The 24,996-nt window shown below is 63.2% G+C and carries 24 protein-coding genes, 1 tRNA gene and 1 pseudogene; 15 read left to right on the forward strand and 11 right to left on the reverse strand.

The genetic code is table 11. The features are described from left to right. Nucleotides 1-92: 92 nt before the first annotated feature. The 5 genes from CHU95_RS13035 (at nt 93) to CHU95_RS13055 (ending at nt 7,419) form a co-directional block, all read left to right on the forward strand. Nucleotides 93-542 carry a helix-turn-helix domain-containing protein gene (locus CHU95_RS13035; RefSeq protein ID WP_094457220.1) on the forward strand — a complete coding sequence of 150 codons (450 nt, stop codon included), beginning with the start codon at nt 93-95 and terminating at the stop codon, nt 540-542. 163 nt (nt 543-705) lie between these two features. Further along, nucleotides 706-1,875 carry a methionine adenosyltransferase gene (gene metK / locus CHU95_RS13040; RefSeq protein ID WP_094457221.1) on the forward strand — a complete coding sequence of 390 codons (1,170 nt, stop codon included), beginning with the start codon at nt 706-708 and terminating at the stop codon, nt 1,873-1,875. A gap of 105 nt (nt 1,876-1,980) precedes the next feature. After that, nucleotides 1,981-2,694, forward strand: a complete 714-nt coding sequence (gene trmB, locus CHU95_RS13045) for a tRNA (guanine(46)-N(7))-methyltransferase TrmB (protein ID WP_094456794.1) — start codon at nt 1,981-1,983, stop codon at nt 2,692-2,694. A 152-nt stretch (nt 2,695-2,846) separates the two neighbouring features. Further along, entirely contained in the window at nt 2,847-4,535 is a 1,689-nt protein-coding gene (locus tag CHU95_RS13050; protein WP_094456795.1) for a methyl-accepting chemotaxis protein, read from the forward strand. A gap of 385 nt (nt 4,536-4,920) precedes the next feature. After that, on the forward strand, nt 4,921-7,419 hold the full coding sequence (locus CHU95_RS13055) for an esterase-like activity of phytase family protein (protein ID WP_094456796.1): 2,499 nt from the start codon (nt 4,921-4,923) through the stop codon (nt 7,417-7,419). A 114-nt stretch (nt 7,420-7,533) separates the two neighbouring features. Here the strand turns inward: CHU95_RS13055 and CHU95_RS13060 are convergent, their stop codons facing one another. Then, entirely contained in the window at nt 7,534-8,661 is a 1,128-nt protein-coding gene (locus CHU95_RS13060; RefSeq protein WP_094456797.1) for a beta/alpha barrel domain-containing protein, read from the reverse strand. A 174-nt stretch (nt 8,662-8,835) separates the two neighbouring features. Between CHU95_RS13060 and CHU95_RS13065 the strand changes: the two genes are divergently transcribed. Together CHU95_RS13065 and CHU95_RS13070 are read left to right on the forward strand one after the other, a co-directional pair. Next, nucleotides 8,836-9,291, forward strand: a complete 456-nt coding sequence (locus CHU95_RS13065; RefSeq protein WP_094456798.1) for a (2Fe-2S)-binding protein — start codon at nt 8,836-8,838, stop codon at nt 9,289-9,291. Nucleotides 9,292-9,304: 13 nt separating this feature from the next. After that, the gene (locus CHU95_RS13070; RefSeq protein WP_094456799.1) at nt 9,305-11,476 is read left to right on the forward strand and encodes a xanthine dehydrogenase family protein molybdopterin-binding subunit; all 2,172 of its coding nucleotides are present in this window, start codon (nt 9,305-9,307) and stop codon (nt 11,474-11,476) included. Between the two features lie 21 nt (nt 11,477-11,497). Here the strand turns inward: CHU95_RS13070 and CHU95_RS13075 are convergent, their stop codons facing one another. The 6 genes from CHU95_RS13075 to CHU95_RS13100 all read right to left on the reverse strand — a co-directional run bounded on the left by CHU95_RS13075 (nt 11,498) and on the right by CHU95_RS13100 (nt 16,162). Then, entirely contained in the window at nt 11,498-12,688 is a 1,191-nt protein-coding gene (locus CHU95_RS13075; RefSeq protein ID WP_094456800.1) for a DUF1501 domain-containing protein, read from the reverse strand. A gap of 2 nt (nt 12,689-12,690) precedes the next feature. Continuing rightward, complete coding sequence (locus CHU95_RS13080; RefSeq protein WP_094456801.1) at nt 12,691-14,016, reverse strand: DUF1800 domain-containing protein; 1,326 nt, start codon at nt 14,014-14,016, stop codon at nt 12,691-12,693. Between the two features lie 72 nt (nt 14,017-14,088). Next, nucleotides 14,089-14,574 carry a periplasmic heavy metal sensor gene (locus CHU95_RS13085; RefSeq protein WP_094456802.1) on the reverse strand — a complete coding sequence of 162 codons (486 nt, stop codon included), beginning with the start codon at nt 14,572-14,574 and terminating at the stop codon, nt 14,089-14,091. Beyond that, nucleotides 14,571-15,032, reverse strand: a complete 462-nt coding sequence (locus tag CHU95_RS13090; RefSeq protein ID WP_094456803.1) for a hypothetical protein — start codon at nt 15,030-15,032, stop codon at nt 14,571-14,573. The genes CHU95_RS13085 and CHU95_RS13090 overlap by 4 nt, the downstream gene beginning before the upstream one ends. 40 nt (nt 15,033-15,072) lie before the next feature. Continuing rightward, nucleotides 15,073-15,813 carry an RNA polymerase sigma factor gene (locus CHU95_RS13095; RefSeq protein ID WP_342744734.1) on the reverse strand — a complete coding sequence of 247 codons (741 nt, stop codon included), beginning with the start codon at nt 15,811-15,813 and terminating at the stop codon, nt 15,073-15,075. After that, nucleotides 15,734-16,162, reverse strand: a complete 429-nt coding sequence (locus tag CHU95_RS13100) for an EF-hand domain-containing protein (RefSeq protein WP_094456805.1) — start codon at nt 16,160-16,162, stop codon at nt 15,734-15,736. Before CHU95_RS13100 ends, CHU95_RS13095 begins: the two co-directional genes overlap by 80 nt. Nucleotides 16,163-16,425: 263 nt before the next feature. On the opposite strand from CHU95_RS13100, the gene CHU95_RS13105 reads away from it, so the two are divergent. From CHU95_RS13105 to CHU95_RS13115, 4 genes and pseudogenes are all read left to right on the forward strand, one after another. Continuing rightward, nucleotides 16,426-17,247: a hypothetical protein gene (locus tag CHU95_RS13105; protein WP_133065521.1), complete on the forward strand. Its 822-nt coding sequence runs from the start codon at nt 16,426-16,428 to the stop codon at nt 17,245-17,247. Nucleotides 17,248-17,342: 95 nt separating this feature from the next. Beyond that, a pseudogene (locus CHU95_RS23210) lies at nt 17,343-17,498 on the forward strand (metallophosphoesterase family protein); the annotation flags it as partial. A gap of 115 nt (nt 17,499-17,613) precedes the next feature. Next, nucleotides 17,614-18,084: a metallophosphoesterase family protein gene (locus CHU95_RS23065; protein ID WP_281255168.1), complete on the forward strand. Its 471-nt coding sequence runs from the start codon at nt 17,614-17,616 to the stop codon at nt 18,082-18,084. Between the two features lie 104 nt (nt 18,085-18,188). Next, nucleotides 18,189-19,040 (forward strand): class I SAM-dependent methyltransferase, encoded by an 852-nt coding sequence (locus CHU95_RS13115; protein WP_094456807.1) that lies wholly within the window; start codon nt 18,189-18,191, stop codon nt 19,038-19,040. A gap of 96 nt (nt 19,041-19,136) precedes the next feature. On the opposite strand, the gene CHU95_RS13120 is transcribed toward CHU95_RS13115, so the two are convergent. Then, nucleotides 19,137-19,212: transfer RNA gene (locus CHU95_RS13120), tRNA-Thr, on the reverse strand. Nucleotides 19,213-19,384: 172 nt separating this feature from the next. Here CHU95_RS13120 and CHU95_RS22460 point away from each other — a divergent pair. From CHU95_RS22460 to murA, 3 genes are all read left to right on the forward strand, one after another. Continuing rightward, the gene (locus tag CHU95_RS22460) at nt 19,385-19,558 is read left to right on the forward strand and encodes a hypothetical protein (protein ID WP_165772160.1); all 174 of its coding nucleotides are present in this window, start codon (nt 19,385-19,387) and stop codon (nt 19,556-19,558) included. A gap of 84 nt (nt 19,559-19,642) precedes the next feature. Next, nucleotides 19,643-20,197, forward strand: a complete 555-nt coding sequence (gene dcd, locus CHU95_RS13125) for a dCTP deaminase (protein ID WP_054170214.1) — start codon at nt 19,643-19,645, stop codon at nt 20,195-20,197. 77 nt (nt 20,198-20,274) lie between these two features. Continuing rightward, nucleotides 20,275-21,567 carry a UDP-N-acetylglucosamine 1-carboxyvinyltransferase gene (gene murA / locus CHU95_RS13130; protein ID WP_094456808.1) on the forward strand — a complete coding sequence of 431 codons (1,293 nt, stop codon included), beginning with the start codon at nt 20,275-20,277 and terminating at the stop codon, nt 21,565-21,567. A 38-nt stretch (nt 21,568-21,605) separates the two neighbouring features. Here the strand turns inward: murA and CHU95_RS13135 are convergent, their stop codons facing one another. Together CHU95_RS13135 and CHU95_RS13140 are read right to left on the reverse strand one after the other, a co-directional pair. Then, nucleotides 21,606-22,634 (reverse strand): glycosyltransferase family 4 protein, encoded by a 1,029-nt coding sequence (locus CHU95_RS13135; RefSeq protein WP_094456809.1) that lies wholly within the window; start codon nt 22,632-22,634, stop codon nt 21,606-21,608. Next, nucleotides 22,631-23,416 (reverse strand): UDP-2,3-diacylglucosamine diphosphatase, encoded by a 786-nt coding sequence (locus tag CHU95_RS13140; protein WP_094457222.1) that lies wholly within the window; start codon nt 23,414-23,416, stop codon nt 22,631-22,633. The genes CHU95_RS13135 and CHU95_RS13140 overlap by 4 nt, the downstream gene beginning before the upstream one ends. Before the next feature lie 210 nt (nt 23,417-23,626). On the opposite strand from CHU95_RS13140, the gene CHU95_RS13145 reads away from it, so the two are divergent. Continuing rightward, on the forward strand, nt 23,627-24,538 hold the full coding sequence (locus CHU95_RS13145) for a diacylglycerol/lipid kinase family protein (RefSeq protein WP_094456810.1): 912 nt from the start codon (nt 23,627-23,629) through the stop codon (nt 24,536-24,538). 1 nt (nt 24,539) lies between these two features. Here the strand turns inward: CHU95_RS13145 and CHU95_RS13150 are convergent, their stop codons facing one another. After that, a complete protein-coding gene (locus tag CHU95_RS13150) occupies nt 24,540-24,869 on the reverse strand; it encodes a hypothetical protein (RefSeq protein ID WP_094456811.1) in 330 nt (109 codons plus the stop codon). Nucleotides 24,870-24,996 lie beyond the last annotated feature (127 nt).

The raw sequence follows: 24,996 nt of genomic DNA on the forward strand, positions 1-24,996 counted from the left end.
AGTCTCCATACTAAAGACTAGCGGTTAATTGCTTGACGGCATGCAAACGTATGTCGCAGGATCAGGTCAACGCCATTCTGGAGGTTGTCCGCATGCAAACCGAAACCCGTGGCCGTCGTGGGGGCGGCCGGCCCAAGTTGGGTAAGCCGAATCCCATTGATGTTCATGTCGGTACGCGTGTCCGCCTGCGCCGTACCCTTCTCGGGATGAGCCAGGAGAAACTGGGCGAGGCGATTGGCCTGACCTTCCAGCAGGTTCAGAAGTATGAGCGCGGGGCCAACCGTATTGGCGCTTCTCGTCTGTTTGATCTGAGCCGGGTACTCGACGTGCCGGTCTCCTTCTTCTTTGACGATATGCCCCATCCCGACGGCTCACCCAATCCGGCGCCGACGCCTGTGCCTGAGGCGGGTGAACCAGACCCGATGGCCAAGCGGGAGACGCTGGAACTGGTCCGCGCCTACTACCGGATCACCGACCCGGCTGTGCGCAAGCGCATTTTTGAGCTGACCAAAGCTGTGGCGGGCCCCGCCGACGCTGCTTGAACAGCCCGGCAAAGGGCGAAATGCAGGCATCCACTGACTGTATTTCGTATCTGCGGCGCTTGACCCTGTTGGAAAAGATTGCGACAAACACGCTGCGCCCGTGAAACCGGGGCGGCGTGTTTTGTTTTTCACACCGTACAACTGTTCAGCCGAGGCGATCCAAGTGGCCAAATCGAACTACGTCTTCACGTCTGAGTCCGTGTCCGAAGGTCATCCGGACAAGGTCTGCGACCGTATCTCCGACGCCGTCGTTGACCTGTATCTGGCCCAGGATCCGTATGCCCGTGTTGCCTGCGAAACTCTGGCGACCACCAACCGCATCGTGATCGCGGGTGAAGTGCGGGGACCGCAAAGCCTGTTGGCCCAGGTGGAAGACGTCGCTCGGGCCGCGGTGAAGGACATCGGTTACGAACAGGATGGCTTCCATTGGAAGAACGCCGAGGTATCGGTCTTCCTGCATGCGCAGTCTGCCGACATTGCCGTCGGTGTTGATGCGGCTGGCAGCAAGGATGAAGGTGCTGGTGACCAGGGCATTATGTTCGGTTATGCCTGCACCGAAACGCCGGCCCTGATGCCGGCCCCGATTTACTACAGCCACAAGCTGCTGAAGAGCCTGGCGGAAGTGCGCCATTCCGGCGCCACCCCCTGGCTCGGCCCCGACGCCAAGAGCCAGTTCTCGCTGCAGTACCGTGATGGCAAGCCTGTTGGTGCCACCTCTGTGGTGCTGTCGACCCAGCATAGCGAGAGTGTGGCCCAGGAGGAAATCCGCGAAACTGTGCGCCGGCATGTATTGTCCATCCTGCCCGAAGGTTGGATGTGTCCGGAAGATGCGTTCTATGTGAACCCGACGGGTCGTTTTGTTATTGGCGGTCCGGATGGTGATGCCGGCCTGACCGGTCGCAAGATCATTGTCGATACTTATGGCGGCGCAGCCCCGCATGGGGGCGGTGCCTTCTCCGGTAAGGACCCGACCAAGGTTGACCGTTCGGCCGCCTATGCGGCACGTTATCTGGCGAAGAATGTTGTGGCTGCCGGCTTGGCCGACAAATGCACGATCCAGCTCAGCTACGCGATCGGCGTGTCGCATCCGCTGTCCGTCTATATTGATACGGCCGGTACGGGCCGAGTGGACGAGGACAAGCTGTCCGATGTGCTGCGTCAGTTGATGAACCTGTCCCCGCGTGGCATCCGTGAGCATCTGAAGCTCAACCGCGCCATTTACGCCCGCACCGCCGCTTACGGCCATTTCGGCCGCGAGCCGGATGCCGATGGCGGTTTCAGTTGGGAAAAGACCGATCTGGTTGCCGATCTGAAGTCCGCATTTGGCGCCTGATCCCAACCGGGCCTGTCTTGCCCGGTTCAATATCGCAGCGGCCCGCCTCCCGGCGGGCCGTTTGCCATTTCACCCCTCGTTCCGTCCGTTTCCCCAGGTCGCACCATGTCCGACGACAGCAGCACTCCCCATCGTAAGGTTCTCTATGGCCGCCGCCATGGCCGCCCGTTGCGCAAGCAACGTCAGGAGGTGATGGAAACGCTACTGCCCCGGATGAAACTGTCTGCCCCGACCGAGGGCGCAAAACTGGACCCGGCCAGTCTGTTCGACATGCCCAAACGTGACCTCTGGTTTGAGGTCGGGTTCGGTGGGGGGGAACATCTGGCATGGCAGGCCGAACACCATCCCGATATCGGCTTCATCGGCTGCGAACCGTTTGTGAATGGTGTGTCGTCTTTGCTGAAGCATGTTCAGGCTGGTGGTCAGAGCAATATCCGGGTAGTGCCGGATGATGCGCGCCCCATTCTGGATGCTTTGCCTGATGCATCGGTCGGCCGGGCCTTTGTACTGTTTCCCGATCCGTGGCCCAAGGCGCGCCATGCTTTCCGGCGCTTTATCGGGCCGGTCAACTTGCCACGTCTGTCGCGGGTGCTGAAGGACGGGGCGGAGTTGCGTATCGCATCGGATGACCCGCAGTTGCAGCGCTGGATGCTGGAACATACCTGGCGCCATCCAGACTTTGAATGGACGGCCCGCACCGCTGAAGACTGGCGTATCCGTCCGGCGGACTGGCCACAGACGCGATATGAAATGAAGGCGAACGAGGCCGGCCGCGTACCGATGTTTCTGCGTTTCATACGTAAGTCCCGGGCGACCTGACCTTTTGCGCTGGCCAGACACCTGCGCTTTTGCCCGCACCTAACCCTTTGGACCCATCGAAATCGCGGTGCTGTAAGCCATTATTCCGACCCTATCATTTCCGTTCCGGACATGGGTGTCCGGTGCCGTGGCTGCGGCAAAGGGAGGAATAAATGCAACAGCTCCGTGATTTGCGCATTGCGATGAAGGTCAATCTGGCTATGGGCATGCTGGCCGTGGTGGCCATCATCATGGCTGTGGTGGGATTGTCCGCGATGTCGGTCTATCAGGGCGAGGTTGAACGGATGGGACGTGACGCGCAGCGCGCCGTTCTGTCGGAACAGATCAATGGCCTGATCAATGCTGTCGTCATGGATAGCCGCGGCATCTACATGTCCCGCGATGCCGCTGAAGTTGAGAAGTTCGCCAAGCCGATGAAGGCAACGCTTGACGTGCTGGAGAAGAGGCTGGGCGAATACCAGGCCCTCACCTCCAGCGCGCAAAAGGCCGCCATGGATGAGGCCATTGCCAAGGGACGTGAGTTCGTTACCTTCCGCCGCGAGCTGGTCCGACTGGGCCTGACAGAAGGCGCCGCCGCTGCCCGTGCCTTTGGCGACAATGATGCGAACCGCGCCAATCGGCAGGCGTTCAACAAGGCGATGGTGGCCCTGTCAGAACAACAGGTTGCGCGGGTGACAACGGTCATCGCTGAACTGGATGCCTTTGGTGACGAAGAACGTTTGGTGATGTTGACCGTTGCCATAGTCGGCATTACCGGTTCGGTGGCCTTTGCGCTCTGGCTTGTTTCGCGTCAGGTGACGGGCCCGCTGGTGGCGGTGACGGGTATCGTTCGGCAGATGGCGGCCGGCAACCTTTCGGCTCAAGTGCCGGAAACCGGTCGTGGGGACGAAATTGGGCAAATCGCCGATGCGTTGGACGTGTTTAAGCGTGGCCTGACCGAAGCCAAGCGGCTTGAGGCTGAACAACGGGTTGAGCAGGCTGCCAAGGAAGAACGCCAGCGTCGTCTGGAAAGCCTGACCAATGAGTTTGCCTCCAAACTGGGTGAGGTCTCTACGGCTCTGGCCCGGTCGGCGCAGGATATGCGTGACAGTGCCGAAGGTCTGACCGGTGCTGCTAAGGCGGCCGCAGACCAGGCCGCCGAGGTGGCCACCGCTTCTGACGAAAGCGCCGCCGGTGTGCAGAGCGTGGCAGCGGCGACCGAGCAGATCAATGCCTCTATCGCCGAGATCGCGCGCCAGGTTGTAGAAGCCAACAATGTTGCTCGCACGGCCGTGGAGGATGCGAGTGAAACCAGCCGAACCATGGACGGATTGCAAGGGGCCGCGGGCCGCATCTCCGAAGTGGTGGGCCTGATCCAGGGCATCGCTGCCCAGACCAATCTGTTGGCCCTGAATGCCACTATTGAGGCGGCGCGGGCAGGAGAGGCCGGTAAAGGCTTTGCCGTCGTGGCGTCGGAGGTAAAGGCCCTGGCCATGCAGACCGGCAAGGCGACGGAAGACATTACCGGTCAGGTGGCGAATATCCAGCGTGAGACGAGCGCCGCCGTAACGGCCATTGCCCGTATCGCCAACACCATTGATAAGATTGGCGAGATCACCACAGCGCTGGCGGCGGCCATCGAGGAACAGCAGGCCAGCACCAACGAAATCGCCCGCACTGTTCAAGATGTTGCCAACGGCACCCAGGCGGTCTGCGATGCGGTGCAAGGCGTCAGCCAAGCAGCCGCCAATACCGGCGGTGCGGCGGCCACTGTGCATGGCACCGCCTCGGATGTGACCCGTCAGTCCGTGGTTCTGAACACCGAAGTTGATCGTTTCGTCAAGACCATCATCGCCGCCTGACGATCTGGCTGTTAAAGGCAGCGGTCCGAACAAAACCTCTCTTGCGCGGTGACGCGCAAGAGAGGTTTTTTGTTTACGGATGCAGGCGTCGGCCCGTGCAGCGCCTGACCAGTTTCCCTCCGAACATGGCCGCTGGTGTCATAGCGCTGGGGACGGCGCCCTCAGGCTCCCCTCTGCGGATGGTTGCCGGTGCGTTACCGATGGTCGTTACAGCCATGTCATCTGCGCAGCATTGCGGCGCATGCGGAACATGATCCAAGGATTTCCGCAGCATTCCGGCGACAGACCCTCTGCACCGCAACAATTCTGTCAATGACTTGGCACAGCACTGTCACCGCCCGCCCGCTATCACCCCTGCGGGGTTTCAACCAAGGGGGCAACCAACATGAAGAAGTCTTTCCGCGCCGCGCTGCTGGCCAGTGCGCTGACATTCGCCGCCTCGCCGGTGCTGGCACAGTCGGCGACGAGTGTGACGCTGAATGGCACCACTTTCACCAATCAGGGCCTGCAGGGCGCGGGGCGACTGTCGGCCAGCCTGCGCGATAAGTTCGGGGAGACGTTCGGATCTATGTCGGCCATGCAGATCGACCTGCATAGCTGGCGCCGCAATGCTGACGGTTCCTATGCCGGTACGCTCTATGCGTTGCCCGACCGTGGGTACAATGTGGCCAACACCACCAATTACATTCCGCGCTACAATGTTCTCTCGCTGACCTTCACCCCCTATACCGGCACGGCGGCGGCACCGCAGACCCAGATCGGCCTGACGCTGCGCGATACTGTGCAGTTCACCGATGACAAGGGTACGCCGTTCAGCGGCCTGGACCCGGCCAGCGCGGGCACGGGCTTGACCTATCGCCCCGCCGCTGGCGGTCTGCCCAACCTGCCGCTGACGGGCACAGGCCGGCTGGCGCTGGACCCGGAAGGGTTCGTGCGTGCGCCGGATGGTACCATCTGGGTCAGCGATGAATATGGCCCCTACATCTATCGCTTTACGGCTGACGGCAAACTCCTGTCTGCTATCGCGCCGCCGGCCAGCCTGCTGCCGCAGCGCAATGGCGCGTTGAATTTTGGGGCGGCTGAATCGACCCCCACCAATCCGACGCGCGGTCGCCAGAACAACCAGGGGCTGGAGGGCCTGTCGCTCTCACCCGATGGCAAGACCCTGTGGGTGGCTTTGCAGTCCGCAGCCATTCAGGACCTGAATGCCAGCAGCACCAATACCAGCCGCCGTAACACCCGCCTGCTGTCCTATGACATCTCCAACAGTGCGGCCCCCGTGCTAAAGAGTGAGTTTGTCATTCAACTGCCCATGTTCAATAACAATGGCAACCCGACCGGCGCGCTGAACCGTGTGGCGGCGCAATCGGAACTGCTGGCGCTGAACAACACCCAGTTCCTGCTGCTGTCGCGCGATGGCAATGGCTATGGCAGCGGGGCCACGCCCAACAGCAGCCCCACCAGCTTCTACCGCCGCATCGACCTGATCGACGTGACGGGCGCCACCAACATTGCCGGCACCGCCTATGACACTGGCACCTCCATCGCCCCCAATGGCGTGTTGGTCGCAGCCATAACCCCGGTGCAGTTCGCCAGCTTCGTCGATATGAATGACGCGGCCCAGTTGACCAAGTTCGGTCTGGTCAATGGTGCCACCAACAATGTGAATTGCCGCACGCAGTGCTTGTCGGAAAAGTGGGAGGCGCTGGCCCTGGTCCCGGCGCTGGACGCCGCCAAGCTGGATGATTTTTTCCTGTTCGTGGGCAACGATAATGACTTTGTCACCCAGAACGGCTTCCAGGTGGGGCAAGCCTATCGCGATGCGTCGGGCGTCGAGAATGACACGATGCTGCTGGCCTATCGCCTGACCCTGCCCACCTATGTTGACCCGATGGCGACCGAAAGCCAGGCTCTGACCGGCGCTGCCATCGGTCAGGCGCTGGGTGAAAGTGCCTTGGCCGCCAATGCCGCCGCGTCCGCCGATCTGACGGGACGCACCCAGGCTATCCGCGCCGGTCTGGCGAACCGTGCGGAAGGCAGCTTTGAGCTGGCCGCCGGTGGCAACTGGGGTGCCCTGGCGCGTGACGACCAGGATGGCGAGCGCCTGTCAAAGCCGGAAAGCTGGTCGGCGGGCATTGCCGGCGATTACGCTGTGTCGGGCACGGTGCGTATCGGTCTGGCGCTCAACTATGCCGATACGGATGGCAAGTTCGGGAACCTGGGCGGGGCCAAGGTCACGGCCTGGGGTGTCGGCCCCTACGCCACCCTGTCGCTGCCGGGCGGCGTCTATGCCGATGCCAGTTATCGCTACACCGACCTGAAGGTGGAGGATATCCGCCGCAATACCTTCGCCTACAACCTGACCGCCAATGGCGAGACAAAGGGCAAGGGCCATCATGTGGGCGTGGAGTTCGGTTCCGTTGCCACGGCGGGCAGCCTGCGGTACGGCCCGATCGTCAGCTTCCACTATGACCGGGTGGAATTGGACGCCTGGAATGAGACGAGTGCCCTGCACCTGAATCTGGACCATGCCGATCTGGCCGAACAGCAGTTGCTGTTCAATGTCGGCGGTCAGGTGTCGACCCAGATTGATATGGGCAATGGGCGGATGGCCGTGCCGGAATTACGGTTGGGCTATCAGGAAGACCTGATCAAAGATGAAGGCCAGACCTACACGACCATCCTGTCCAACCGCCGCACCAGTGCGTTGGCCCGCAACACCACCATCCTCCCCGATCCGCAAGGTGATGGTTTCCGCGCCGGTCTGGGTCTGTCCCTGTCGGTGGCGGATAATGCCGGCCTGTATCTGTCGGGCGACACGCTGTTCGTTGAGGATGACAAGCCCGATTACACCGTCGGTGCTGGTTTGCGGGTTGGGTTCTGATGCCGGCCAAGTCGGCTCCTGTGAACGCCGGAGCCGGCTTCGGCGGCGACAGGATTTGAGACAAAAAGTAGTTTAGGGCGGAAAGGGAAAGGGGGCGTGCGACCGCCCCCTTTTTCATTTCCGCAACAGGAATTCGCGCCCCACCTTCACCCGCTTCACCCCGTCATACTCAACAATGTCGGTGGTGGCGTAGGTTTCAGACCATTTGTCGGGAAGGTAGCTGCCGGTGCCGATCACATCGATGGGCGCACCGGCATCGGCCATGATCCGGCATTTTTCCGGGCTGAACCCGCTGCTGGCCACGATCTTCACTTTGGCAAAGCCGGCCGCATCCAGTTGTTCCCGAAGGTAATGAATGGAAGCCGCCGACACGCCCGCCCCAATCAGGTGGCGCAGTTCGCTTTCGTCCCGGTACCCCCGGATACTGTGGGGCGCATGCCGTTCCAGGACCGCATAGCTGGTGGGCGGGTCAAGCCCTTCCAGGAAGCGTCCACCCGGTGTGTCGATGCGAAGCGACAGGTCACCCGCCGCCGCCATGTCGGGGAACCGGCGACAGACGGCCAACCCATCCGTCACCTCGCGCCCGAAATAATCGACCAGGACGGTCATCGGTTGGCCGGGGAAGGTCTCCGCATACATTTCTGCCGCCCGCACGGTGGACCCGGCATAACCAATCAGGGCATGGGGCATGGTGCCCAGCCCCTGGGTGCGGCCAAAATAATGGGCCGTGGCGTCGGTGGCATTGCCGATGAAGCCGACGGCCCCGTCGCGCCGCCGCGCGCGGGCGGACCCGACGGAGGCCGCATAGGCCATGATCTCCGCCATTTCCGTGCCGGCACAATGCCGGGCATCCATGGCCAGGAATGCCACCTTGGGCAGGCCCGCGCACATCATATAGGCATTATAGGCGGCCACACAGGCGGGGCCCAGCTTCATCAGGAACAGTGTCTCCAGTTCCGCCATCTGGCTGAACGGGCCGGTGATCCACATCATGGGCTCACCCGCTCCCACCCATTTCGTCTCCTCATAATTCAGTTGTATGTCCGGTGTGAAGCCGCGTTCCGCCGCCACGGCGCGCAGCCAGTCCAGCGCCAGACGCGGCGCGAACACCACGGGACGGCGCATGAACACGGCATAGGTCACCGTCTGATCGCCGAATTTCTCCACAATAGCGCGGGTGCGCTGAAAATAGACGTCGGTCCACTGGGCGACGGTATCGGCGGCAGGAGGCGTCTGGGTCATTCGGTAAGGTTCCTGAGAGGGCCGGCGATCATAAGCCGATCCCGCACCCGGATGGCAAGATATGCTGGTCTGTAACGGCTCGGTTTTCGTTGTAAATGCAGGGTTACGGTCCTTGCGCCGTATCAGGGGACATGGTGAACAGCCAATAACCAACGAAAATGGCAGGCAGCGCCCATGACACTCACCTTGAACATTAACGGACAGGATCATCCGCTGGATATCGATCCCGACACCCCTCTTCTCTGGGCGCTGAGGGACAATCTGGGCCTGACCGGCACCAAATATGGTTGCGGCATTGGGCAGTGCGGGGCCTGCACGGTTCATATTGACGGACAGGCGGTTCGCTCCTGCGCCATGCCAGTGGAGGCTTGCGCCGCTCAGCGGGTCACGACCATCGAGGCCCTGTCGCCCGACCGCAGCCACGCGATACAGCGCGCCTGGATCGAGGGGCAGGTGCCGCAATGCGGTTACTGCCAGTCGGGCATGATCATGGCCGCTGTGGCCCTGCTGAAGGAAAATCCCAAGCCCAGCGACGCCGATATCGACGCCGCCATCACCAACCTGTGCCGTTGTGGCACCTATCCGCGTGTACGCGCCGCCATTAAGGCGGCTGCCGGCATCGCGGCCTGAGACAAGGGAGGCGATGATGGGCAAGATGGATTTGTCGCGCCGTGGTTTCCTGTCGCTGTCGGCAGGAACGGGGTTCACCCTGGGCTTTGGGGTGCTGCCGGCGCTGGGCGCGGCGGCACCGGGCTTTGGCCCCTGGATACGCATCGCGCCTGATGGCATGGTGACGGCCCTGACCAATGTCAGCGATATCGGTCAGGGCACGCATACCGGTTTGGCGCAGGCCGTGGCAGAGGAACTGGCGGTGCCGCTAACGTCGGTGCGCATGGAACTGGCGCCCGTGGAAAAGGCGTTTCACAACAAGTCGATCGGCAATTATGCCGTCTATGGCAGCATCGGGCTGCGCACCAACCTGCGTCCCCTGCGTCTGGCGGCGGCTGGGGCGCGGCAGATGCTGGCAGAGGCGGCAGCCGCCCGCTTCGCTGTACCCGTAGATCAGGTGGTGATGCGCAACGGTCAGGCCTTGCATGCGGCCAGTGGCCGGTCGCTTGACTACAAAGACCTCCTGGCGGATGCGGCTAAACTGTCGCCACCGGCGGAACCGAAACTGACGCCGCGTACTGAGTGGAAGGTCCTGGGCCAGCCGCTGCTGCGTCAGGATATACCGGGCAAGGTGGATGGCAGCACCGTCTATGGCATTGATGTGCGACTGCCCGGCATGCTGACGGCGGTGGTGACACATGCCCCCACCTTTGGCGGCACTCTGGTCTCCGTGGATGAAGCCCCGGCCCTGGCGGTGCGGGGCGTGCGTAAGGTGGTGCGCTTGGCTAGGGCCCTGGCGGTGGTTGGCGATGGGTACTGGCCGGCGTCAAAGGGGCTTGCGGCCCTGTCCCCGCAATGGGGGCCGGGGCCGAATGCCGGGATCGACAGCGACGGCCTGTCGCGTCAACTGCGCGATGCTGCGATGGCGGGCAAGGGCTACAGCTTTCCGGGCAGCGAAATGCCCGGTACTAATGTGACGGCCACCGCCCAGGCCATGGCCGGTGCCGCCCATGTCGTGGATACGCTGTTCGAGGTGCCGTTCCTGGCCCATGCCACCATGGAGCCGATGCATTGCGCCATCCAGTTGCGGGCCGATGGGGCCGAGATCTGGCTATCGACCCAGACGCAGAGCGATACGCAGGCTGCGGTGGCGACGGTGCTGGGGCTTGACCCGGCGAAGGTCAAGGTGAACGCCACCCCGGTGGGGGGCGGTTTTGGTCGCCGTCTGGAACATGATTTCGCCGTGCAGGCGGCCCATCTGATCAAGGCTCTGGCGGCGGATGGGGTGACAGTACCGGTCAAAATGGTCTGGCCGCGCGAAACCGACATGCGGGCGGGATATTATCGGCCTGCCGTTGCGTCGCGTGTGCGGCTGGCGCTGGATGCCAATGGTATGCCGATGGGGATGCGTTGCGACAATGCCAACCCGTCGCTGCTGGAACATACCGGGCTGACCATCTCGGGCGGGCGGCCAGCGGGGGATTGGTCCGTGGGCATGGGGATCGTGCAGCAATCCTACGCCATCCCCGCCCTGCATCTGACCTGGACCCGCGTCGATCCTGGTGTGCCGGTGGGGTTCTGGCGCTCGGTCGGTGCCTCACAGAACGGCCTGTTCCTGGAGGTGACCATCGATCAGGCGGCCCGGCATGTTGGCGTCGATCCCGTGGACTATCGTCGCCGGTTGCTGACCGGCAAAGATCGTGCCCTGACTTTCCTGAACAAACTGGCAGCCGTCGCTGGCTGGGGCCGGACATTGCCGCCGGGGCATGCGCTGGGTTTTGCGATGGGGGAGGCGAACAACGCCATCTCTGGCCATGTGGTGGAACTGTCCATCCCGGAGCCGGGCAAGTTCCGCCTGCACCGTATCTGGGCGGCGATTGATCCTGGCGTGGTTGCCAACCCGAACGCGGTAGAGGCGCAGATGATGGGCGGTACCATCTTCGGTCTGTCAGCGGCGCTGGCCGGGGAGATCACCTTGAAGGACGGGACGGTCGAACAGTCCAACTTTGACAGTTATCCGCTGGCCACCCTGGCGCAGGTGCCGCCCATGGAGGTGCTGGTCATTGGCAACAATACCGCCGCTGGCGGGGTGGGCGAGGAGGGGGTGCCGTCCATTGCACCCGCCATCGCCAATGCCCTGTTTGCATTGACCGGAAAGCCGATCACCCGGCTGCCGCTGACGCGGGCCGGGTGGGCGATGGTGTAGGGTCAACAGTGGTGAGGGTGTTTACGCCCTCACCAGTTCCGGCAGTGCCGGAACGGATTTGGCATCCGGGAAAACGAAACGGTCAATATCCGCTGCTGGCACTCCCAAATGGCCCGCCAGCACAGCCTTCAACAGGGCGCGCATATCGGTGGTGGGGGCAAGGTCGCGGCCTTCATACAGCTTGTCATCGCGCAGGCCCGGCCATTCGCCCAGCACCCGACCCCCGTTCAGGGCACCGCCAGCCAGCAAGGCCACGCCTGCCGTACCATGGTCGGTGCCGCCGGTACCATTGGGGCGGATGGTGCGGCCGAACTCGGTGACGACGGCGATCAATGTTTGACCCCACACGTCCGACATGCTGACCCGCAGGGTCATCATGGTCTCGGCCAATTGACCCAGCGCGTTGGCCAGGCGGCCCTGTATGGCGCCCTGGCCAACATGGGTGTCCCAGCCGGATAGTTCCAGGCTGGCGATACGGGGCCCGGCAGGGTCTGACAGCATGCGGCCCGCGGTTTCGGCCAGGATCAGGCGGTCCTTGCCACCATCCCGCTTCTTGTTGCCATCCATGCCATTGGCCATGTCGGCCACACCCAGACCGGCCATCAGGGCGGGGCCCAGCACGGGATCGTTGCGGTACAGACCCGCCACCCGATCCATGAAATCCATGGTCGGTTCGGGCAGCGGGGAGGGTGCCCAACTGGCCACGGGCACCGATCCGCGCAGCACCAGCGGCACCCCCTGGCCCAACGACAGGCCCAGCCCCTTGCCCCCGCCGTCCAGCCGGGCCAGCGCCCGGTTCAGCCAGCCGCTGTCATCACCGGCACGGATGCCACCCGTATCCAGCAGATCCTGCGCATCAAAATGGCTGCGGTCACGATAGGGGGTGGCGATGGCATGCACAGCCAGAAGCTGTTTCTTTCCCCACCATTCATGTAAGGGGGCGAGGACCGGATGCAGGCCGAAACGGCCATCCAGGTCCAGAACCCCGCCTTCCTGGCCCGGTTCGGCCAAGGCCAGCGCGCCGCGCGCCGGCCGGTAATCAGGGTCGGCATAGGGGATGACAGCGCCAAGCCCATCCATGGCCCCGCGCAACACGATCAGCACCAGGCGCCGGTCGGTGCCCGCTGCTGCCAGCGACAGGCGTGGAGCGGTTGCCGACAATAGGCCGGTGGCGCTAGCGGTGGCGATGAAATGACGACGGTGCAGCATCATGATCACCTCCGTTGAAAGGCGGGCGATGACAGCACCAGACCCAGCGCTTCTGCCGGGCTGGGGGCACGGGCGACCGCCTGGCGCAGCCCGTCATCGGCCAGGTCGCCCAGGGAAGTGTCAATGAAACGCCGTACGTCCAACGTCGCCCCCACCCGCTGCCCGAAGGCCAGTGACCAATCGATGCGTCGCAGGATGGCGTCCGGTCCCGTCCAGTCCGCCGCCCGGTCGGGCCATCCGGCGGGCGAGGGTGCTGCAAAGGGCATCTGCCCCAGCAGCCGCATCGCATTGACCAGCCGGTCGTCCGGCACGTCCAATGCTGTGGCACGCAGGGTCGCGGTGATGAAATCGTTGGGGCTGCGCATCTTGGCCAGGGGCTGTGCCCAGGTCGCGTCCATCCGGACTAATGCGCGGGTCACTTCGGCAAGGTCGCCATGGCTGTCACGGAAGCTCTTGGCCAATGTGGCGACGGCGGCCGGTGGCGGATCATCGGCGATGAAATGCCGGGCCAGTTTCCGGGCGACATGGGTGGCTGTGGTTGGATAGGCGCACAGCAGATCAATGGCAGCCGCGGCCTCCGAAATCCCACTTTCCGGGATGCGCTGGCCCAGCAGCACCTTCTCTCCTGGCTGATGGCGACGCGGATTGAAGCTGGCGGTGCCGCGCTCTTCATCCAGGGTCCAGCCGGTCAGGATCAGCGCCATGGCGCGCACATCATCTTGATGGTAGCCACCGTCAACGCCCAGCAAGTGCAGTTCCAGTGCCTCGCGTCCCAGATTTTCGTTCAGACCCCTGTCACGTTTCTGCCCGGTCTTGCTGTCCGGCCCGATCGATTGGGCATTATCCAGATAGATCAGCATGGCCGGGTGCAGGATGGCGGCCCGTGCCATATCGCGAAAAGTGCCCAGAATATGGGGACGGATGGCCTCAGTCTCATAGGCCAGACCCAAGGGGGCGATCACCGGGCGCTGGGTCGACACTGTAAAGTGGTTTGACCAGAACTGGACCAGTCGTTCCTGAAACGGCACCACACTGCTGGCCGCCAGACGAGTGCGCAGGACGATGTCGGTGCGGTATCGTTCCCGCGCCTGCTTCTTTGCCCTCTCCTCGGCCTCGCCCTTGGCCTTTCGGGCCACCAGCATGTCGAATATGCGTGGGGCCGATCCAGAATGATTGGCAAGTTCGGTGGGAAGGGCGCGCGGTGTCAGTTGGTCCAGCGCCCAGCCCTGCGGATCGCTCTTTATCTGGTCCAGATCGCCCGGTCCGGCACCGAATCCGAAACGTGACAAGGCATGTGCCGCTTGGGTTCCGGTCGCCGCGCTAATTACCATGGTCAATCCTCCCCGGCTGGGTGGCTGCACTGGGTAGAGGTTCGTCTGCGACCGGGCTTGTCTGTCGCACGCTCAATGGCCTTGGGGAGGCGGCGGGCCGTCCTTCTCAGGTCGGTCATCGCCCTTGCCCTTGGTTGGCCGTTCAGGCGGCGGCGGCAGGGTGCCAGCCTCCTGGGCAGCGGCCATCCTGTCCACGATGGTGCGATGCAGCCGTTCCTGCACCTGACTGGTGGAGCGCCGGAACTCGGCCAGGGCCGCCTCTGCCTTTCCTGGGTCGAACGGGCGCTGGCGCAGTGTCTCGTTTACCGTGCGACGGGCTTCGCGGATGGCGTCGAGGTGCGCCTTCATGTCTTCATGCCGGGGCCGCATGACCTGATCAATTTCCGGCCGCAGCGGCGGGGGTACCAGGGCCATCAGCCGTTCCACACCACCACCAGGCGGGTTACCGCCCCTGCCGCCCTCCCGCAACCAGTGCCCCGCGAAGATACCGATGACCGCCAGATTGCCGGCGGCAGACAGGACCAGCAAGACCGACAGGATCAGGGTGGACCGTTTCATTCCGCATTCTCCGCGTCGGCACTATCAAAATAGGTGGCATCCGCCAGCAGGCTGGCCAGATCTTCGGCCACCACCTGTTCCCCGGCCGACGCCGTGGGCAGGGGGACCAATTGACCATAACCCAGCACAAAACCGATCAGACCGGCGGCGGTGACGGTAGCCATACCGGCGGTCCAGCGCCGCCAGCCCGCCATCAGCAGGCCTGCCAGCGATGGTGCTGCTACCGCGCGCGGATGCTCCAGGGGAATGTTCATGACAAGCCGCCGCAGTGTCGGGCTGGCGCTGGCGGGGGGCAGGTCCGCCAGCGCTGCGATCAGCGTCTGTTCGGTGGCGAGCAATGCGCGAAGTTCCGCATCCACCGCCAGGGCGCGGTCAGCGGCAAGGCGGCTCGGTGCCGGCCAGCGCGACGGGTCGGCACCATACTGGTCCAGAAGATCAAGGAAGTCGCGTTTTGTCATGGCAGCCACCCCTGGCCGGTCCGTTCAAAGAAAAGGTCGATCATGTGCCCCATCCTGCCAGCTTCTCCCGCAACGCGCGGCGCGCGCGGACCAGCAGGCTTTCCAGGGCTTTGACACTGACATCCAGTGCCCTGGCAGCGTCTGCATTCGACAGGCCGCCATCATAGGTCAGCGTTATCGCCGCTCTCAGCCTTTCCGGCAGATCGGCAACCGCCGCTGCTACGGCCTGGCGGGTCCGGTGATCGGACAGCGACTTCTCCTGATCCATGGCCGGGTCAGCCGGATCACCGGCAACATCCAGGGCGGCCATGGGCGCCCGCCGGGTCCGGTCCAGGCACAGGTTGGTTGTGATCCGGTAGAACCATGTGCCGAATCTGGCCGCTTCTGGATCAAACCGGTCTGCATGACGCCAGAGCCGAAGAAATGCTTCCTGCGCCACATCCTCTGCATCGGCCTGGTTGTTCAGGATACGACGGGCGATGGTGACGGTCCGGTCCAGATGGCGATCGACCAACAGACCATAAGCCCGTCTGTCGCCGCCTGCGACCTTCGCCACCAACGCCTCGTCGGTATCACCCGCATCGTCCAAAACGACATCCTGCCTGTCTTGCGCCCATGTCCCGCCCACGGGTTCCGTAGCCGTTCCCACCATTCTACGTTTGGACAGGCTGGCCGTCATGGATTTCACGCGGGTCCTTGGTTCAGCGCTCGCCCTTACCGTCGCGCTTATGGCCATGGTGGCCGCCATCGCGGGCGGGCTTGAACGCGGCGAATTCCGCATCGGTCACAGTGCCGTCCTTGTTGGTGTCCATCTTGTCGAACATCGCAAGCTGTCGATCCTGCTTTGCCTTCTCCTGCGCGGCCTCAAGGGCAGCGGGGAATTCGCCACGCTTCACCTTGCCGTCGCCATCCTTGTCCAGCGCCTTAAAACGGTCGGCCTTGATGGCGGCGCGTTCGGTATCGTCCAACTTGCCATCCTTGTTGGCATCGTATTTGGCCAGCATTTCGGCCCGGCCAGGGCCACGCGGGCCGTCAGCGGGGTCCATGGGCTGGGCCATGGCGGGCAGGCTGCCGGCCAGCAGGGCCGATACTGCCAGAGCGACGAGGGTACGGTGGGAGGCGTTCATCATCCGAAACTCCGTGAGGGATGCGCCCGCCAGACAGTCCGGCAGGGCGGGGAACGGGGCGGGTCGGGCGCCATGCCGCCTCGTTCAAACCTGATACGGATGGGGTTGGCCAACCCTGCATTCTATTTTCCAGGAAAAAGATGTATTGCTTACGGAATAGTGATAATAACGGCTTGTTAACGCTGTCGGTGGAGGTCGCCAGGGCATGGTGAGTTCCGCCTGCTTATGGGGCAACTGGGGCGATGGCGCCGGCGGGGGAGAGCAAGTTGCGGGGGGTCGTCTACGGGCGCAGCCTTGATTTCAGGCCGCAGCCGCCCGACCCGGAGGTTTTGGGCTCACCCATCAAACTGACCGACGTTGAAGCTGTTAAACTGCCGCAGAAAGGCTGGCGCGATCATTTCCGCCTGTTTCTGCAATCATCGGGTCTCACCTCTGTTCCCTCGGTGGTGCGTCTGCGCTGGCAGGCGCATGAGGTGATTGACTGGCTGCAATCCTCGCTTCTGTCCAAGGGTCGCGGCAAGAAGGCTTCGATCTCCCATCCGGTTCAGATGATGTCGGCAATTGAGTTCCTGATGGCGATGCCAGGGGAACTAGAGGCTGAACGCCGGATCATGCACACGCTGATCGGCCGTGCGCTGATTGAGTATCGCAAGCGGATCAGTGCCAACCGCGAACGGCCGATGCAGTTCGTCAAGGAGGCGAGCACCCATTTTTTTGCCGGCTTCAAGGACCAGCAGCTCCTGTCCAAGACCAGCACGCCAGGGGAACAGTTCGCCACCGTCCAGCGTATCTATAACAGCTATTATTTTTTCAGGGCCTACTACATCTTTTCCATTCTGTCGCGGGAACCGCCCGACAGTGCCAGCAAGCTGTTTTCAAAGTTCATGCGGGCTTGCTTCTTTATGTCGACCATCCAGGATGACGGCACCATCGCGCCCAAACCTGCCTATCGGCAGTTGCCGCCGAAAGAACATGTCGTGTTTCTGGCCAAACGCGATGTGGCCCTGCAATCGCGCCTGCGGGAAGATGAGGCGCTGCGCAGCGAATTGCAGAACATGCTGAAATTTTTCCGACCCATGCGCGGCTGACCGCCCGCTTTTGTCTTCCTGACAAAGCCGGACTTTGCCGTTATGGACAAGGCGGCCATCCTCCGGCTCCCGCCCAATCACCGAAGGGAGCCCGTATGCGTATCGCCATCATCTCCGACGTTCATGGCAATCTCGGCGCCCTCACCGCCGTGCTGGCCGATATCGACCGTCGCGGGGTCGATCAGGTGGTTGACCTGGGCGACAAGCTCTCCGGTCCGCTTTTCCCTGCCGAGACCGCCGATCTGTTGATGAGCCGTGACATGGTGCATATTGCCGGTAATCATGAACGCCAGGTGCTGGAGTTGCCGGTCGAGCGCATGGGCCTGTCCGACCGTCTGGCTCATGCGGCGCTGACGCGGGGCCATCGTGATTGGTTGGCATCGCTGCCGGCCCAGCGGGGCGCTCGCGGACGGGGAAATCTGGCTGTGCCATGGCACCCCCACATCCGACCTTACCTACTTTCTGGAAGAAGTCGGCGAATGGGGCAGCCGCCCGGCCGCCCCCGCGTTGGTGGCGCAGCGCGCTGGCGAGGTGTCCGCCCCCGTCATCCTGTGTGGCCATTCCCATGTGCAACGTGTGGTGCGCCTGGCCGATGGGCGGATGGTGGTCAATCCCGGTTCGTTCGGGTTGCAGGCTTACCACGATGATCACCTGTTCCCGCACTGCAACGCGATGGGCAGTCCCCATGCCCGCTACTGTCTTCTGGAAAGGGCACGCGGCACCTGGGCGGTCACCATGGTGGAATTGGCTTATGACTGGGATGCCGCCGCCGACAAGGCGGCGTCCCAGGGGGCCAATGGCTGGGTCCGTGCCTTGCGGACGGGGCAGGCGGCGTGAACCCGCTGGCAGCCCGCTTGCATCGTTGAGGCAGCTTTGCGGGTCGCCGGTTCATGGGCTAGGCTACCGGCTTCTCTACCCTTGCATACAGGACAGGCCGCCGCATGAACCCTTATGTGCCCGACAGCGACGGCAGCTACCTCTATTACGACAGCGACTATCCCTGGCCGGCCGATCTGGCCGCCGATCCGTCCCTGCACGCGTCGGCGGGGCGTCAGGGAATTTTGCATGACACAGCCCATTATGCGGGCCTGACACAGGAACTGGCGGATCTACTCGGGCGCGGGCCACGGGTTCTGGAAATGGCTTGTGGTACCGGGCGGTTATCCATTCCTGTGGCGCGGGTCGGGGCCATGGTCACGGGTGTCGATGCGTCGACCTTGATGCTGGCCGGTCTTGCCCGCCGCCTGCGGCAGGAGACGCCGGAAGTTGCATCACGGGTGGTTGCGGTGCAGGGCGACCTGCTGGACCTGGATCTTCCGTTCAAGCGACATGATCTGGTGGTGATGGGCTTCAACATCATGATGCTGATCGCCGATTTTGACAGCCAGCTCAGGGCCCTGGAACGGGCGCAGGCACATCTGGCGCCCGGCGGGGTTCTGGCCCTGGATGTGGTCAACCCGTTGGTGATGCCGCTGGCGGCCACCCAGGCACCAGAGGTCAGCTATACCCGCGTCAATCCCCACACTGGCAACGGCTACAGCAAGTTTGCCCTGGTTGGCATGTTGGACGACCGGCAGGTGCAACGTAACTACGGCTGGTATGACGAGGTGAAGCCCGACGGCAGCATCCGGCGCACCCATTATCATTTCGATTGGCGCCCGCTGTTCCGCTACGAATTGGAACTGATGCTGCGCCTGACCGGATTTGACATTGTGCGGATCGATGGTGATTTCCAGGGCTCGGCCTTTGAGTCGGGATCGGCCAAGATTGTGGTGGTGGCCCGTAAAGCCTGACCTGGGAAGCCTGACCGTGGGCAAGCCCCATGATCCGGCCAAAACAAAACCCGCCGCGCCAATGAAGGCGGGCGGGTTTTTGTTTGAACCGGGGAATGGTGCTGCCAACTGGAATCGAACCAGCGACCTCGTCCTTACCAAGGACGCGCTCTACCGACTGAGCTATGGCAGCGCCGTCATCCGCATCACCACAGCGTCGCCGCTGCGGTGGGCGGCTATGTGCCACTCCAACCCCGTGACCGCAAGCAAAAAAATCCCGGACCTGTCGATTTTTTCCGCATACTTGACGTGCAAGTGCAAAAAGGCCAGCAATCCAGCCATTCCCGCCCGATGGATACAAGATTATGACGATCACACCGCCCAAGAAGGATGACCGCAAGGACCGCCTGGCCCAGGCGCTGCGGGATAATCTGCGCCGCCGCAAGGACCAGGACCGGGCCCGCGAAGCGCAGGAGGCGATGGAGCGCGCTCTCGGCCCCGACCCAGCCGAAGGACAGATGCCCGACACCACGCCTTGAGTGGGCGGTGCCGCTGGGCTACAAGGTCTTGCGCACCGGCTCTGGGATGAATGGTGCGGAATATTGGGGACGTGGGGAACCGACATGCCGATTATGCCCGATAGCTGGATACGCGAGCAGGCCACCAAGCATGGCATGATTGAGCCGTTCGTGGAGGCGCAGAAGCGCGAGGGCGTGATCTCCTACGGCCTCTCTTCTTACGGCTATGACGCGCGCGTCGCCCCTGAATTCAAGATTTTCACCAATATCGACAATGCCGTCGTCGATCCCAAGAAGTTCGACGCGACCAGCTTTGTTGACCGTGAGACCGATGTCTGTGTCATCCCGCCCAACAGCTTCGTCCTGGCGCGCACCGTGGAATATTTCCGCATCCCGCGCGATGTGCTGGTCGTCTGCCTCGGCAAATCCACCTATGCCCGCTGTGGTTTGATTGTGAATGTCACACCGCTGGAACCGGAATGGGAAGGGCATGTGACGCTGGAAATTTCCAATACCACCCCGCTGCCGGCCAAGGTCTATGCGAACGAGGGCCTGTGCCAGTTCCTGTTCTTCCAGGGTGCCAGCCCGTGCGAGGTTTCCTATGCCGACCGGGCCGGCAAATATATGAAGCAGCGCGGTGTGACACTGGCCCGCCTCTGACCGGCCCTGCCGTCGCCATCATCGCGGCCTAGGGTCCGGGCCGCCCCAACACCTCATTCTGACGAAACGAACATTCCATGGACAAGCTTCGCATCCGCGGCGGTAACCCGCTGAAGGGCCAAATCAGCATTTCCGGCGCCAAGAATGCCGCCCTGCCGTTGCAGGCGGCCTGCCTTCTGACGGATGAGAAGCTGACGCTGACCAACCTGCCATTGCTGGCCGACATCACCACCATGAACCGTCTGCTGGCCCAGCACGGGGTGGAGGTGCATATTAATGGCCGCGACGCATTTGGCTCGTCCGGCCGGTCAGTGGAACTGTTCGCCAACGACATTTTTAACCTGACCGCCCCTTATGATCTGGTACGCAAGATGCGCGCCAGCGTCCTGGTGCTGGGGCCGCTGCTGGCCCGGTTCGGTCAGGCCAAGGTGTCACTTCCCGGCGGCTGCGCCATCGGCACGCGGCCCGTCGATCTGCATATCAAGGGCCTGCAGGCCATGGGTGCGCAGATCGACATCGAGGGCGGCTATATCCTGGCCAAGGCGCCGGAAGGCGGGCTGATCGGCGCGGAATTCGTCTTCCCGCAGGTATCGGTGGGGGCCACCGAAAACCTGATGATGGCCGCAACGCTGGCCAAGGGTGAAACCATCCTGATGAATGCCGCGCGCGAGCCGGAGATCGGCGACCTGGCCCGCTGCCTGATCGCCATGGGGGCGGAGATTGAGGGCATTGGCTCCGACCGTCTGGTCATCAAAGGCAAGGACCGGTTGCATGGCGCCACCTATGCCGTGCTGCCCGACCGCATTGAGGCCGGCACCTTCGCCATGGCTGCCGCCATCACGGGCGGGGAACTGGAGTTGGTCGGTGCCCGCATGGCCGACCTGAAGTCGGTCGTGAAGACGCTGGCTGGCGCCAATGTGAAGGTGACGGAGACGGCCAATGGCCTGCTGGTGGCCGCGACCCAGGGCGAACTGCTGGGCGTGGATGTGATGACGGAGCCGTTCCCAGGATTTCCCACCGACCTTCAGGCCCAGATGATGGCCCTGATGTGCGTGGCCAAGGGCGCCTCGATGATCACGGAGACGATCTTCGAGAATCGCTTCATGCATGTGCCGGAACTGACCCGCATGGGGGCCAACATCACCGTCCATGGCTCCTCGGCCCTGGTGCGCGGCGTACCAAAGCTGACGGGCGCACCGGTGATGGCCACCGACCTGCGGGCGTCGGTGTCGCTGGTCCTGGCCGGTCTGGCGGCCCAGGGCGAAACTACCGTCAACCGCATCTACCACCTGGATCGCGGCTATGAGCGGGTGGAGGCCAAGCTGGCCGCCTGTGGTGCGGATATGGAGCGGGTGAAGGAAGAGGATTGAAGAACGGGCCGGACGGGGCTGACGGCCCGGCCTTGTCCTTACGCCGCCTGATCGGCCAAGCCTTCTGGGGTGAAAGGCCGCAGGTTGGCCAAAAACTGCTGTGCGCAGGCACTCCAGGAGAAGCGCAGAGCGTGATCCCGGCAAAGGGCCGGGTCGATGCCAACAGCCTTCAGGCAGGCCGCGCGCAAATCGGTATCCAACACGCCCGCCGGACTGTCGCCGATCACGTCCAGCGGGCCCGGCACGGGGAAGGCGGCGACCGGCAACCCTGATGCCAGCGCCTCAAGGAGCACCAGGCCGAACGTGTCTGTACGCGACGGGAAGACGAAGACGTCGGCGGCGGCATAGTGCCTCGCCAGGTCCTCACCATGTTTGGCGCCCACGAAAGTCACGCCGGGATATTTGGCCTTCAACTCCGCCAGTTGCGGCCCGTCACCGACCACGACCTTGGAACCGGGCAGGTCCAGGCAGAGGAACGCCTCGATATTCTTTTCCACCGCCACCCGGCCCACGGAGATGAAAACGGGGCGGGGGAGGTGGGCGAACAGGTCCTTGGGGCCGGGGTGGAACAGGTCGGTATCCACCCCGCGCGACCAGCGGCGGATATTGGTGAAGCCGCGCTTCTCCAGGTCGGCCTCAATGCTGGCGGTCGCCACCATCACCGAATGGGCGGGGGCATGGAACCGCCGCACAAAGGCGTAGGACAGGGATAGCGGCACCGGTGCCCTATCCCGCACATATTCGGGAAAGCGGGTGTGATAGGCCGTCGTGAAAGGCAGCTTGCGTTTCAGGCAATAGCGACGCGCCGCGAATCCCAGCGGGCCTTCGGTGGCGATGTGGATGGCGTCGGGCTGCGCCTCCTCAATCATCCGCCGCACCCGTCGGCCGGGCGCCAGGGCCAGGCGGATTTCCGGGTATGTCGGCATGGGAATGGTGCGGAACCGGTCGGGTGCGATCACCTCCACCTTATGGCCCAGCCGTTCCAGTTCGGCCCGCGTCGTCGTCAGGGTGCGAACGACGCCGTTGACCTGCGGATGCCAGGCATCCGTGACGATCAGCAGTTTCACGCCGCCGCCTTCACCGCCCGCCGGGCGGCGACAATATCCGCCCAGCGCAGGATCTCCAGCCGTCCGTCGGAATGTTCCACCAGTGCGGTGCATGATTCGACCCAATCCCCATCATTCACGTAAAGCACGCCGTCCATGTCGCGTATTTCGGCATGGTGGATATGGCCGCAGATGACCCCGTCCACCTGCCGCCGGCGTGCCTCGTCGGTCAGGGCGGTCTCGTAATCGCCGATGAATTCGACGGCCTTCTTGGTCTTATGCTTCAGATAGGCGGACAGCGACCAGTAAGGGAAACCCAGCTTTCGCCGCGCCTTGTTCAACAGGGTGTTGAGCCAGAGCAGGAACGTGTAGGCCGTGTCTCCCACGAAGGCCAACCACTTGGCGTAGCGCACCACCGCGTCGAACTGGTCACCATGGATGACCAGATAGCGCTTACCGTCGGCGGCCGTATGGATCGTGTCCTCCAGGATGGTCACGCCGCCGAACTGCAGGCCGATATAGTCGCGGAATGCCTCGTCATGATTGCCCGGAATCATGAAGACCTGGGCGCCTTTGCGGGCACGGCGCAGGATCTTCTGCACCACATCATTATGGGCCTGCGGCCAATACCAGCCCTTTTTCAGCCGCCAGCCATCAACAATGTCACCGACCAGATAGAGCACATCGGATTCGGTATGTTTCAGAAAATCCAGCAGCATCTCGGCCTGACATCCCCGTGTCCCCAAATGGATGTCTGACAACCAGATAGCGCGGTAGCGCTGCACGTCCCCGTCTCCCAGCATATGTTCCCCCATCGCCGGTCAACCCCAACCACCAATCGTCCGCCAGTCATTAAAGTCTAGCCATAGCGGATCGCATCGTTCTATACCGCTTCATCTGGTGTATTGTCAGTGTCGCTGACGGGTATTTGTGCTGCGTGCGCGAAATATTCTTTAAATTGCCATTATTATTACACTGCTGTTTCATCAACCCATCATGGAGATGTTTTGGAAATGTCACATGCACTCGACCGGCGGTTGGCAATCATCTTCAACCCCGTAGCGGGTCGCCGCCGGCCCGGCATGGTGGAACAGGTTATGGCAGCAGCCACCGCTGCCGGCGCGGTCGTGGCCCTGCACACGACGGATGCGGCCGGCCACGCAACCGCCATCGCCCGTGATCTTGCCCGGTCGGCCACGGCGGATGTGATCGTCGCCGCCGGCGGCGACGGCACCATCAATGAAGTGGTCAACGGCATGGCTATGGCGGGCACGGGCGAACTTCCGCCCCTGGGTGTGGTGCCATTGGGCACCGCCAATGTCCTGGCGCACGAACTGGGGCTGGTCGGCGATCCCGTGCGAATCGGCCGACAGTTGGCTCTGGGGCCGGCCCGTCCTGTCCGTGCCGGGGTTGCTAATGGGCGCTTGTTCACAATGATGGCTGGCGTTGGCATGGATGCCCGTGTGGTGGCGGGCATCGACCCCGCCCTGAAACGTCGGGTGGGCAAGGGGGCCTATGCGTTAGGGGGGCTGCGGGAAATCCTGGCAGGGCCTGGGCTTGATTATGACGTCATGGTGACAGCCCCTGACGGGACGATCACCCGGCATCGGGCAGTAAGCTGCATCCTCTGCAAAGGACATTATTACGCGGGCACCTTTGTTCTGGCGCCCGATATCCGTCTGGAACAGCCCCTGCTCCATGCCGTTCTTTTTACGCGGCCGGGCCGGCTTGCCGCCTTGACCTACGCCGCGGCGATGACCCTGGGCCGGTTGGGCGGGCGACCTGACATTCTGGTATTGCCGGCGGTGTCGGCCCGCATCGACGGACCGACGGGAGAGCCAGTGCAGGGGGATGGCGATATCATTGCGCGCCTGCCCGTCGACATTTCTGTATGGGGCGGGCGTCTCCGCGTGCTGGGGATGTAGGTCACTCAACCTTGCGGACGATTGCCGTCAATGGTGGGGTCGGCTCCATCTGCGCTAAGCAGTCAAGTATGTCGGGTCCTTGGCGAAACTGAAACCAAGCCTGCCCATCAAAGTAGGACAGCCGATAGACGCCCTGGCTGTCGCGTTCCAGCCGCAGGCTGGGTTCGGCAAGGCTCGGCAGCCAGACCAGTATCCAATCCCGTTCCCGATTGCTGAACCGCTCTGTCCTCTGCCACAGGCCCCGACGGCGGCGGTCTGAAAGGATGGCTGTCCAGGCGACCAGATCCATCGGGGTGAAACGCTGGCGGGCGAAGGGCAGAATGACGCACATTGTCAGGCCTCGGGCTTGGTTGGCCCGGGTCCGTACCGCGCCTGTGAGCAGCCTGCGCCTGCCAACTTAATGCGGCCTTAATCGCCACAGGTGCAAAAGCATAGGGCCGCGCCTGGCTTCGTTGCCT

The sequence above is a fragment of the Niveispirillum lacus genome (assembly GCF_002251795.1).
In the GTDB taxonomy this organism is placed as follows: domain Bacteria; phylum Pseudomonadota; class Alphaproteobacteria; order Azospirillales; family Azospirillaceae; genus Niveispirillum; species Niveispirillum lacus.